This window comes from Coleofasciculus sp. (assembly GCF_046539235.1).
GTDB lineage: Bacteria > Cyanobacteriota > Cyanobacteriia > Cyanobacteriales > Coleofasciculaceae > Coleofasciculus.
The window spans coordinates 1-11,371 of sequence record NZ_JBKHHI010000208.1 but is presented as its reverse complement, the minus strand read 5'-3'; the positions used below and the strand labels follow the sequence as shown (position 1 = coordinate 11,371).

Annotated in this window: 10 protein-coding genes and 2 tRNA genes; 6 read left to right on the top strand and 6 right to left on the bottom strand. The window is 45.8% G+C overall.

What is annotated here, in order from left to right:
* On the bottom strand, positions 1-411 hold a 411-nt coding region (locus ACLFWI_RS17945), incomplete at its 3' end, for a DUF3368 domain-containing protein (RefSeq protein ID WP_446414051.1).
* A complete protein-coding gene (locus ACLFWI_RS17940; protein ID WP_446414050.1) occupies positions 408-689 on the bottom strand; it encodes a UPF0175 family protein in 282 nt (93 codons plus the stop codon). The genes ACLFWI_RS17945 and ACLFWI_RS17940, both read right to left, overlap by 4 nt.
* Positions 690-779: 90 nt before the next feature.
* Between ACLFWI_RS17940 and ACLFWI_RS17935 the strand changes: the two genes are divergently transcribed.
* Positions 780-932, top strand: a complete 153-nt coding sequence (locus tag ACLFWI_RS17935; RefSeq protein WP_446414049.1) for a hypothetical protein — start codon at positions 780-782, stop codon at positions 930-932.
* Positions 933-984: 52 nt separating this feature from the next.
* Here ACLFWI_RS17935 and ACLFWI_RS17930 read toward each other — a convergent pair whose 3' ends face one another.
* Positions 985-1,260 (bottom strand): hypothetical protein, encoded by a 276-nt coding sequence (locus ACLFWI_RS17930; protein ID WP_446414048.1) that lies wholly within the window; start codon positions 1,258-1,260, stop codon positions 985-987.
* Here ACLFWI_RS17930 and ACLFWI_RS17925 point away from each other — a divergent pair.
* Positions 1,240-1,812, top strand: coding sequence for a Uma2 family endonuclease (locus ACLFWI_RS17925; protein WP_446414047.1), 573 nt, complete (start codon positions 1,240-1,242; stop codon positions 1,810-1,812). The two genes, ACLFWI_RS17930 and ACLFWI_RS17925, sit on opposite strands and share 21 nt — an antisense overlap.
* A gap of 193 nt (positions 1,813-2,005) precedes the next feature.
* On the opposite strand, the gene ACLFWI_RS17920 is transcribed toward ACLFWI_RS17925, so the two are convergent.
* The 3 genes from ACLFWI_RS17920 to ACLFWI_RS17910 all read right to left on the bottom strand — a co-directional run bounded on the left by ACLFWI_RS17920 (position 2,006) and on the right by ACLFWI_RS17910 (position 5,389).
* On the bottom strand, positions 2,006-5,095 hold the full coding sequence (locus ACLFWI_RS17920) for a UPF0182 family protein (RefSeq protein ID WP_446414046.1): 3,090 nt from the start codon (positions 5,093-5,095) through the stop codon (positions 2,006-2,008).
* An 85-nt stretch (positions 5,096-5,180) separates the two neighbouring features.
* Positions 5,181-5,252 (bottom strand) — tRNA-Thr (locus ACLFWI_RS17915).
* Positions 5,253-5,307: 55 nt separating this feature from the next.
* A tRNA-Tyr gene (locus tag ACLFWI_RS17910) sits at positions 5,308-5,389 on the bottom strand.
* Positions 5,390-5,653: 264 nt separating this feature from the next.
* Here ACLFWI_RS17910 and urtA point away from each other — a divergent pair.
* The 4 genes from urtA to urtD all read left to right on the top strand — a co-directional run bounded on the left by urtA (position 5,654) and on the right by urtD (position 10,844).
* Entirely contained in the window at positions 5,654-6,976 is a 1,323-nt protein-coding gene (gene urtA / locus ACLFWI_RS17905) for an urea ABC transporter substrate-binding protein (RefSeq protein WP_446414045.1), read from the top strand.
* Between the two features lie 150 nt (positions 6,977-7,126).
* Positions 7,127-8,299 carry an urea ABC transporter permease subunit UrtB gene (urtB, locus tag ACLFWI_RS17900; protein WP_446414044.1) on the top strand — a complete coding sequence of 391 codons (1,173 nt, stop codon included), beginning with the start codon at positions 7,127-7,129 and terminating at the stop codon, positions 8,297-8,299.
* A gap of 145 nt (positions 8,300-8,444) precedes the next feature.
* Complete coding sequence (urtC, locus tag ACLFWI_RS17895) at positions 8,445-9,620, top strand: urea ABC transporter permease subunit UrtC (RefSeq protein WP_446414043.1); 1,176 nt, start codon at positions 8,445-8,447, stop codon at positions 9,618-9,620.
* Between the two features lie 84 nt (positions 9,621-9,704).
* The gene (urtD, locus tag ACLFWI_RS17890) at positions 9,705-10,844 is read left to right on the top strand and encodes an urea ABC transporter ATP-binding protein UrtD (RefSeq protein WP_446414042.1); all 1,140 of its coding nucleotides are present in this window, start codon (positions 9,705-9,707) and stop codon (positions 10,842-10,844) included.
* Positions 10,845-11,371 lie beyond the last annotated feature (527 nt).

Below are 11,371 nucleotides of genomic sequence, written 5' to 3'. Positions count from 1 at the left end.
CGCTTGTCTTGATGCTGCCTTAGAAATCAGACCCATTCGATAGGCAATTAGCAACACTCCTAAGGTTCCCTTAACCTGCAAACCTAAACTAATAGCAACCCGTCGAGCTAACTTCTCATCAATCAAAACCCAGTCCGCTTTAATTTCCTGAGCCAGTAATATAACATCCTGTTCACCCCGATCAAGTTGCACTAATTCAGCCGATAATAACAAAGAACGCTCTGGCGCTTGAATCACTAACCAATTGGCTTGAGCAACCGCCTCAGCACCTGGACGTTTCTCTCCCTGTAATGCTACTTCTTCATAAACCGAGACAGGCACAACCACCTCCTTGAAGAGTCGATTTAGCAGAAATAGATAACCTGTAATAGATAGGGCGATTAAGGGGGTACTGTTAACAACAGTCTTCAATGTGTTTCCCCCTGCTCATACCAAACCGCACTCACCTCTCCCTCGCGTTCTAATTCCTCCTCTGGGTAATCAATCACGGCGAATCCCGAGTCAGACAGCAACTGATAAAACTGCCAACGACTACAACCCATGACTTTGGCAGCCCATCCACCTGAAATATCACCGGATTGGTATAAAGAACCCAACGTTGAGAGTAAGATTTGCCGCCGCAAGTCCTCTGGCTTTAGTTCGGGTCGAGTTGTCAATAGTTCATCCGGAACAATAACTTCTATTTTCACGTTACAATTCAATGTTTACCCATTGAGGCTATAGGTGTATATATTTCTTTATGATAAAGCCCTACCCAAAAAATGCGTAGAGGTTACTGGATGACAATTAAATATCTCCTGGATGAACATATCCCCCTGGTGTATCGCACACAGATGTTGCAACGTTATCCTCAATTACAAGTATGGGTGATTGGCGACCCTTGTGCCGAAGGCGATCGCGTGGTGATAAGATTTGGGAATAGAGTGCGATAAGCGACCTTGTGCCGAAGGCAATCGCGTTAGGGTTGGGATGAAGTGCGATAAGCTATCTTCTTGTGCCGAAGGCAATCGCTCTTTGGATTGGGTTGAGGGGGGAAGTGTGATCGCGTTTGGATGGGGTTGACGAATAAGTGCGATCGCGCTTGTAAGGTGGAGTAGCGAAGCAACCTGAAGCGTAATGCACTATTGTAAGTGGCGGCTCATCCATCACAAGGGGTGCGATCGCATATCCTAAGATTAAGAGGGGATTCCTCCAACGTTCTTTGGCAATACACCACCACTGGAGTGGGGAAAGGCAACTATGTTCATTGGCACCCGTCATGCGTACTTCACGCCAGAAGAATATTTAAACATCGAACGCATCAGTCCGGTCAAGCACGAGTATCTTCAAGGTCAACTCGTCGCCATGGCAGGAGCCAGTAAAGCCCATGTCATCATCACCGGAAATCTCTCGGCTCTATTGGTAAATCATCTGCGTGGCACAGGCTGTATTTCTTATGCCGTGGATATGAAAGTTCGTCTGCCAGCTTTAAACCTCTTCTATTACTCCGATCTGGCTGTAACCTGTGATCAGCGCGATCGTGCTTCAAACGAAGACTTTATTCTCCATCCCAAACTGATTGTTGAAGTATTATCAGACTCTACTGAAGCGTTTGATCGCGGCGATAAATTTTCCGACTACAAAACGATCACAGAGTTTGAAGAATACATTTTGATCCACCAAAAGCAAATTCTGGTTGAACAATTTCAGCGCAAGTCTAATAACCTATGGGTTCCTCAAATTTATCGAGCAGGTGATACCATCGAATTTACCAGTATCAACTTTGTCTGCGCGATTGAAACCCTCTACGAAAACATAGAGCAGCTATCCTAGTGCGATAAGCTATCTTCTTGTGCCGAAGGCAATCGCTGTTTGGGTTAGGTTGAAGGGAGAGAGACAGAAAATGATTAAAGCCTGTTGCCTGTTCCCTAATCTCAACTGTTAACTTTAATGAAAGTCTGACTACTTACAGACTAGCCTTTGCTATCTGAACTTGGGTACTTTTTTCATCGGCATTCTGCCTTTTTCACCCTCCTTCTAACGGCACAGCTGGTTCCTCTAGGGGACGGATAATCGTGGGGGCGGGTTCTTGTTCAAGTTGCTGAAAGATTCCCTCCAGCGCCTTTTCTAAACTTTCCGCCATAACGATGCGATTTTCATAAACAACAATTACCCGCGCTAAAATAGGCAGGCTATTGCGTTCGGCTTCCAGGTAAAGTGGTTCGACATATAGTAAGGATTGCTCAATCGGAATCACTAACAGATTCCCCTGAATCGCCCGTGAACCTTGACGATTCCACAGCGAAATTTGCTGAGAAATTACCGGATCTTGATTGATTAAGGCTTCAATTTGTTCAGGTCCGTAAATCAGTTCTTGTTTAGGAAACTGATATAAAAGTAATTTACCATAATTCTCACCATCGGAACGACCTGCCAACCAAGCAATTAAATTATTACGTGCCTGAGGTGTAAAGGGATGGAGGAGAATGAACTCTTCATTCGTAGCCGTTGGCAGTTTCATAATCAGGTAGTACGGTTCCAGGGGTTGCAACTCCCCGCCGTAAATCTCCTGGGGAATCCGCCATTGGTCTTCTCGGTTGTAAAATACTTGGGGGTCAGTCATGTGATAGGTGAGTAACCGTTCAGACTGGACACTGAAGATGTCTACCGGATAGCGAATATGACGCCGCAGCGCCGGAGGCATGGCCTCTAGAGGTTGGAATAGCGTGGGAAAAACCTTTGTCCAGGTTTGAATAATTGGGTCGTCGGGGTCGGCGACATAGAATGTAATAGTGCCGTCATAGGCATCAATGACGACTTTAACCGAGTTGCGGATATAGTTAAATTCATTATCACCAGGGTCAGAATAAGGATAATGATCGCTGGTGGTGTAGGCATCAACAATCCAGTAAAGATAGGTTTGATCCGCTTCTGTTTCCCCACCCTGAGGATTAACACTGACAATATACGGATCACGATCATAGTGCAAGAACGGTGCGATCGCCCGAATTCGTTGATTGATGTTGCGACGGAATAATACCTTAGTTTCTGGCGTAAAGTTGTCCGTAAACAGCATTTTCCAGTCTTTGAGATACTCAGCAAACAATAGCCTGCGCCATAGTGAACCAATGCTGACCCCACCATCGCCATCGTAGGTATTGTAAACATTATCCTCACCACTGGGATAATCGAATTCCTGAACATTGGTGGGAGTCATCACATAATTTTCCGTGAGTTGTCCGTAGTAAATTCGGGGCGCCCCAATGGGTATACTTTCGCGAATCAGTTTGCTAGAGGTGGATAAATCTCCACCAACACCGGGATCAGCACCGGTGCCAATATCTTTAACAAAATAGTTAGGTAATCCTCCACTCCCCACCCGATTCACGGGACTCATGGTAAAGCCATAGCCGTGGGTATAAACTAAGTGTTGGTTCACCCAGGTTTGGGCTTGTTCGGGAACCGATTCGTAGGATAATTCCCTTGGTGCAATAATCACCTGTTGCTTTTCAAGGGTGAAACCGGGTGCTGGTACGGTTAAGGAAATCTCTGTGTCTTCTGCTTCTAATTCATCGCCCTCTTCTCCATTAAAAGAAGGGGAAACACCACTGACTTCTAAGGGTAGCCTGTAGCGGTCAATATCAGCGTCGGGAAATTCGTAGTAGAGGCGGATACGTTGTAGCTGACGATTAGTTTGCAGGATGGGGCGAGTATCCCAGAGGCGGATATTGCGAATCGTTAAAATATTTTCATCTAAATTAGTACTGGTGAGTTCGCCTTCGGGGTTAAAGATTTCCACATTAATACTATCAAGATCAAACGCCGCTCGACTCAGGGCAATACTGCGTTCAATATAGGGGCGTTCCCTTTCCAATTCATTCGGCTGCACGCCAAACCGTTGCACCGTTGCCGGAATTAGCCAGCCTGCGATCGCGACCATGATCACATACAATCCCAGTAGGGAGAGTGTTCCCTTGCCACTCCTGTGCAGCGACTTAAACCCGATTATCGGTCTCAGGAGTAAAAATAAAGCAATCCCCAGGGCGAAAACACTTAACCCTGTATTAATCGGTAACTGCGCCTTAACATCGGTATAACTAGCACCATAGGTAACGCCACGAGTGGAATACAGCAGTTCATAGCGCGATAGCCAATAATGGAACGCCACTGTCGCCATCGCCACGGAACCCAATCCATGTAAATGATAAAGTTGATGAGCAGAAAATCCGGGAAACCGCCCATGAGACAGGCTATTTCCAGATACCAAATAGGTTAAGGTTACGGCGACTAAACCAAACAGACACAGCCCCCCCAGCCAAAAGTTCAATAGTTGCCACACTGGAAGTTTAAAGACATAGAAACTAATATCCGTGCCAAATAAAGGGTCATTCGCGTTAAAGGCGGTTGGCTGTAAATACTGCAAAATCCTGCCCCATTGTCCTGATACCACTAAGGCAAAAACCACGGGAAAAGCAACAGCCATCGCCGTTAACCAGAATTGGGAATTAACCACCAATGCGATGACAATGATAACTAAAACAATGAGTTGTATAATTTGTGCCAGCAACTGTAGCACTACACTTCCTATGGAACTCCAATCAAAAGGAGGCGGTAGGGGTGGCGTTACACTGGGCAAATTAAAATCAGGTTGCCAAAGGGAGATAACTACTTCGCCGTAATGTAGTAGCATTACCCCCACGATTACGTCGAGGCATAGTACGAGTGGTAAAAGTAATCCTAACCTCAGCGCTAACGCTCCCTTTTGAATGTTGAAGGGTGTGGAGTTTTGTGTAGGAGTCATTGGTATCGTCGGATTGAGTTGAGTAGTCCCCGGAGGTATCCTCGTGGGGTTACCCATCTCCTTGGCGATGGCGGCGGGATACTTTAGCCGATTGGCGAGAAACAAGTTACTGAGTAAAAATCCGGCGGATAAGCAACCCACAAACGCCCACAAACCTAGCTGAGTCAGTAAGCGCAACCAAAACGCTGATAAATAGTCAAGCTCAATGAACCATAAAATTTCCGCAACCAGGTGAGCCAGCAAATCCCAGGCTAGCCACAACCCCAGAAGCACGATGATGACTTGAAAAAGGCGATTCCAGATGCGTTTAAACATGTTGCTACACAGCGAGCGGCGATAGTATCCTCTATCCAAAGTTTACCTGCCTTCTGCCTTGGAGCCTTCTGCCTCTTGATCAAAAAGCCCGTGACGAGGATTGAACTCGTGACCTCACCCTTACCAAGGGTGTGCTCTACCACTGAGCTACACGGGCATATTTATATGGACGCTTCTAGTACACATACCCTCTAAAAATTAGAGTCATGTGATGGGCCGAGTTGGATTTGAACCAACGTAGGCAAAGCCAGCGGATTTACAGTCCGCCCCCATTAACCACTCGGGCATCGACCCATTTCGTTCACAGTTATCAATACTAGCACAACTTTTAATTTGTGTTCAACTTTTTTTCGGATTTCCCCATCTCAGCTATCTTCCCGAATGGGCGCAAGGATGGTGACCCTACAGCGCAGTCATCTGAGCCATCTGCTCCATCTGCCCCGTCTCGCCATTTTGTATCAAAAATAACAATCACTCGGATGAGCTGGCTCTAATATCACAGCTTAACCTTGTTTATCTCTATCAACGCACGGAATTAGCCGAGGAATATTTATACAAATGGTTAGACGATTAGGGCGACGCAAATTTTTGATCTATGGCTCCGCCACATTAGGCACCAGTATTCTCCTCAAAGCCTGTAGTGAGCCGCCAGCACCGGATACCACAGGAGAGGCGACAACCTCTGACTCGGCGGTGGCTGGTGGTAATGGTGACGCGATAAAAGTCGGGATTCTCCATTCCCTCAGTGGCACAATGGCAATTAGTGAAAAAAGCGTCGTGGATGCCGAACAACTCGCCATTGAGGAAATCAACGCCGCTGGGGGTGTCCTGGGTAAGCAGATTGAAGCGATTGTGGAAGATGGTGCCTCGGATTGGCCCACGTTTGCGGAGAAAGCCAGAAAGCTAATTGACCAAGATAAGGTCGTTTCCGTTTTTGGCTGCTGGACGTCGGCTAGCCGCAAGGCGGTATTGCCCGTCTTTGAAGAGAAAAAACATATACTCTGGTATCCTGTGCAGTACGAGGGTCAGGAGTGTTCTAACAATATCTTCTATACAGGCGCTGCTCCGAATCAGCAGATTGAGCCAGCCGTGGATTGGTTGCTGGAGAATAAGGGCAAACAATTCTTTCTGATTGGTTCTGACTACGTGTTCCCTCGTACCGCTAATACAATTATTAAAGCACAGCTTGCAGAACTGGGTGGCGAAACTGTTGGTGAGGATTACTTGCCTCTGGGAAATACGGAAGTTACCCCAATTATTACTAAAATCCGTGCGGCGTTACCAGAGGGGGGCGTTATCTTTAATACTCTCAACGGGGATAGTAATGTGGCTTTCTTCAAACAGCTACAGGGTGCGGGTTTGACCCCTGATAAGTATCCGGTTATGTCGGTGAGTATTGCTGAAGAAGAAGTCAAGGCAATTGGTACAGAATACCTGAAAGATCAGTATGCGGCGTGGAACTATTTCCAAACGGTTGATACTCCACAAAACCAGGAATTTGTCAAGGCATTTAAGGCAAAATATGGTGAAGACCGAGTGACCAATGACCCGATGGAAGCTGCCTACATTGGCGTTTACTTGTGGAAGCAAGCGGTCGAACAAGCGGGAACGGCTGATGACTTAGAAGCTGTTCGCAAAGCGGCTTATGGTCAGAAATTTGAAGCCCCAGAAGGGATTGTCACCATGAATCCTAACCATCACCTCTCGAAGGTGGTACGGATTGGCAAAGTGAGAGAGGATGGTTTGTTTGAAATTGTCAACGAGACGGAAGCGGCTGTTGAACCCATTCCCTGGAATCAATTTGTTGCCGATACTAAGGGATTAGGTTGTGATTGGTCTGATCCTAACAAGGGTGGTAAATACAATTTAAAAGACATATAACCTTTGGAACAGGGAACAGGTAGATGAGGGATCTTGTAGAGACGTAGCCGGCTACATCTGGGAGATGAGGTGATGAGGGAGAGAATAATTTACGGGAGGCGGAACCATGAACAATCAACAATCAACAATCAACAATCAACGTAAAAAATTGTGCTAGCAGGACTTTTAGATAGTCTCTATGGCGGTATCAGTATTGGCGCTGTTTTATTAATTGCAGCGCTGGGATTAGCCATTGTGTTCGGACTCATGGGTGTGATCAACTTGGCACACGGGGAGTTGATGATGCTGGGTGCTTATACGACTTTTGTTGTCCAAAATGGGTTCAAGTCTCTGGGGGAACCTTGGTTTGAAACCTATATCCTATTTGCCGTACCGATCGCGTTTCTGGTAACCGCCCTGGTGGGATTGGTTCTGGAACGGGGTGTCATCCGCTTTCTATACGGGCGTCCCCTGGAAACCTTGTTAGCAACCTGGGGCGTTAGCCTCATTTTGCAGCAGTTTATCCGTAGCGTAAATTGGGTGATGGCAATTGGGATTGCCCTATTTTGCCTGCTGTTTTTTGGGGCGCTGTGGGTGCTGTCTCGTCGGGCAGATTTTCCGAGGATTCGTAGTTGGGCAATTCCGATAATGGTGGTATTATCCCTGGGAATTGTCTTTACGATTGGCAAGGTTTTGAGTGAAACATTCGAGCTAGGCTTAACTAAGCCTTGGTTTGGCACTCAAGGTGTTGATGTCACCGCGCCAACCTGGTTGCGGGGAGGGTGGCTGGTGGAGTTACCCGAAGGTAGCTTTCAGTTATCCTATGTCCGATTATTTATTATTGGGTTAACGATTCTTTGCATCACGGGTATTTACCTATTCTTACAGCGTTCAGCTTGGGGATTGCGGATTCGCGCTGTAACTCAAAATCGGAGTATGAGCGCTTGTTTGGGTATTCCTACGGGTAAGGTTGATGCGTTAACCTTTGCTATTGGTTCAGGTTTAGCTGGGGTTGCAGGTTGTGCGATTAGTTTGCTGGGTTCAGTTAGCCCGAATACCGGTCAGAACTATATCGTTGATACGTTCATGGTGGTGGTGGTTGGCGGCGTTGGTAAATTAGTGGGTTCGATTGTGGCGGCGTTAGCGATTGGTACGATTAATTACCTGATTGGTTCGGGAATATTGGCTTTGCTCTTTCAGCCCATTGAGCCGTTATTTGATTTGTTTACCTTTTTTGCCACCACCAGTATGGCAAAGGTGATGGTGTTTGCCCTAATTATTATCTTCCTACAAATTCGACCGGGCGGTATTTTCCCACAGAAAGGACGGTCTTATGAATTGTGAGGCAGAAGGCAGAAGGGACAAGGAACAAAAGAGTTCAGCCAAAAAGGGAGTAATTAAGGCAGTTTTAGGATAACGAATGACCCTTCGGCTTACGCTCAGGGCGGAAGCAAATGACGAATGACCAATGACCAATGACCAATGACCAATGACCAATGACTCTGTACTTGAAATTCCCGGACTAGACCGACGGCGCAAGCGTCGTCGATCTCTACTGATTGAAGTGGGTGTGGTTACTCTAATCGCCCTGCTGCTGATTATTGTGTTTCCCCTGGCGTTGTCTGACTTTCGCCTGAGCTTGTTGGGGCGATTTTTGGCATTGGCGATCGCAGCTTTGGCAATTGATTTGATTTGGGGCTATACCGGACTCTTGAGTCTGGGTCATGGCATTTTTTTCGCGTTGGGCGGTTATGCGTTGGCCATGCACTTGAAATTAGCCCCCTTGGAAGGCGATACTTTGCCAGAATTCATGAGTCTCTATGGTGTGGAGAAATTGCCCTGGTTTTGGCAACCCTTTGATTCCTTTGGATTTGCCGTATTTGCCATAATTATTATTCCGGCTATCGTCGGGGCTTTGTTTGGCTATCTTGTCTTTCGTAACCGGATTCGGGGCGTTTATTTTTCTATCCTCACCCAAGCGGCTACGATTGTATTTTTCAATTTTTTCAATGGTCAACAGAAACTATTTAACGGTACAAATGGTTTGACCCATTACCAAACCTTACTGGGTGCTAATGTGAATGCCACCCGCACCCAGTTTATATTTTATACTATCACAATCCTGTTGCTGGTTGTCTCTTATGCCTTATGTCGCTGGCTGACTCAGGGGCGTTTTGGGCGCTTGCTGGTGGCGATTCGCGATGATGAAAATCGGGTGCGGTTTTCGGGGTACAATCCCACCGGATTTAAGGTGTTAGTCTTTGGTATTTCTGCGGCGTTGGCAGGAATCGCAGGGGCGATGTTCACGCTGCAAACGGGGATTGTTTCACCGAAGGCCATGGATATTGCCTTTTCGATTGAAATGGTGATTTGGGTGGCGGTTGGTGGGCGTGCCACACTGGTGGGGGCTATTCTAGGGGCGCTGCTGGTCAATTTTGCCAAAAGTATTTTAAGTGAAAACTTTGCCGAAAGTTGGCTATTTTTCCAAGGGGGATTATTTTTGCTGGTGGTGACGGTATTGCCGAGTGGAATTGTGGGTTGGTGGCGGGATTCCGGTTATCAGGGGTTACTCAGCTTATTCGGTAAGCGTAAAGAAGTGATTACCTATCCCAGTTTAGAAGAAGACCCAGAGGTGCAGCGAGAACGAGAGGAAATTAGTCATTAATTTTAGGGAACAGGGAACAGGGAATTCTAGTAAATATCATTGTCATTAGTCCTTTGTCATTAGTCAGCTAAAGTCTTGCTCAAGATGAATCAACCGATATTAGCCATTGAAGATTTAACCGTTAGTTTTGATGGCTTTAAGGCACTCAATAACCTCAACTTCAGTATGGATACTGGAGAGTTACGGGTGATTATTGGACCCAATGGTGCGGGAAAAACTACGTTTCTAGATGTGATCACGGGGAAAGTCCAACCAACCAGGGGGCGAGTTCTGTTTAAAGGACAAAATCTGCGGCGCAAATCTGAACATAAGATTGTACAGATGGGGATTGGTCGTAAATTTCAAACGCCGCGAGTTTACCTAAATCTAACGGTTCGAGAAAATTTAGATTTAGTCTGTAATCGCCATAAAAATGTTTTTTCGACTCTCTTTGGTCGTCCGGCTGCATCGGAACAACGCACGGTATTAGGGTTATTAGAAACAATTGGTTTAGTTCCCAAAGCCGATTTACCAGCCGATTTACTCTCCCATGGGGAAAAGCAACGGTTAGAAATTGGTATGTTGGTGGCGCAATCCCCTGATTTATTGCTGGTTGATGAACCTGTGGCTGGGTTGACCGATGAAGAGACGGAAAATATCGCTGACTTACTAATCAATTTAGCCGAGAGTCATTCAATTATTGTGATTGAACATGATATGGAATTTGTGCGGCTGATTGCCCGTAAGGTAACGGTACTGCACGAGGGTTCGGTGTTATGTGAAGGAAGTATCGATGAGGTGCATAATCACCCCCGTGTGGTGGAAGTGTATTTGGGACGAGAGTTCTCGATTAGCGCCCATCAAATGAAACTGCTGCGAATTATAGCAGCGATGGCTTGGTCAGATGGGGATGTAGCGCCCGAAGAAGCGGAGTTAATTATCTCTCGTTTGAGTCAATTGTTTTCGACGGATAGTGAAGAACAGGAAAAACTAAAAACAGAACTGCGGGATTATCTAGCCGCTAATGTTGATATTGATGAATTGGTGGCTCAAATTGAAAGTCCTGAAGAACGGGAGTTAATTTTGAAGCTGGGTTATGAGGTGATTAATGTTAGCGCCCGCACGCCTAATGAACCCACTATTAATGAACAAGAAGCAGCCGCCTATAAAGAACTGGTGAAGCTTCTGGATTTACCGGAAACTGTGGTAAATCGCTTAGAAGGAGATACCTCCAAGTTGTTGTGATTGATGGATGTATACACAGAATGTGTTTTTTGTCAAACTTTTTTCTGAATAAGCTCAAAAAATTTTGTCATTGGGGTATGCTTGTATTTTTTGACTTTTGCCGACGCTAGCGAAAAAAAATGACGCCATAGTAAGGGTTTAAAGCCTGTGTCTTTGCAAATTAATTACAATTAGCCTATGTTATTATAGTATACAGAACTTAATATATCATACTACAGCCAAACAACAACGTCAAATTGGGCTTTTCCAGGGACTGCTGCTGCCCGGTCAAAATCCCATAACATTTATAAAATTAAATTTTAAACTTTCAACTTAAAAGTTTTATTTATAATAGTTTCCACCTAGAATACCAGTTCAGTCATTGAAATCGATGCTAGAATCTTGAAAAAAACAGTAAAATAATGTACTAAATTTGCCCTTTTTTGAGCCTTGGACTAGGTTCAGGGCGTGCTGATGAATCAGGGCGGGTTGGGTTGAAATGTTATTGGTGAGGAGGGCGGGTTTTGTTGATAGGTTATCGGTGAGGA

Coding starts and splice junctions, on each gene's coding strand:
- urtC (WP_446414043.1), top strand. CDS start 8,445: ATGACCAATGACTCTGTACTTGAAATTCCCGGACTAGACCGACGGCGC.
- ACLFWI_RS17935 (WP_446414049.1), top strand. CDS start 780: ATGACAATTAAATATCTCCTGGATGAACATATCCCCCTGGTGTATCGC.
- urtA (WP_446414045.1), top strand. CDS start 5,654: ATGGTTAGACGATTAGGGCGACGCAAATTTTTGATCTATGGCTCCGCC.
- ACLFWI_RS17925 (WP_446414047.1), top strand. CDS start 1,240: ATGTTCATTGGCACCCGTCATGCGTACTTCACGCCAGAAGAATATTTA.
- urtD (WP_446414042.1), top strand. CDS start 9,705: ATGAATCAACCGATATTAGCCATTGAAGATTTAACCGTTAGTTTTGAT.
- ACLFWI_RS17920 (WP_446414046.1), bottom strand. CDS start 5,095: ATGTTTAAACGCATCTGGAATCGCCTTTTTCAAGTCATCATCGTGCTT.
- ACLFWI_RS17930 (WP_446414048.1), bottom strand. CDS start 1,260: ATGACGGGTGCCAATGAACATAGTTGCCTTTCCCCACTCCAGTGGTGG.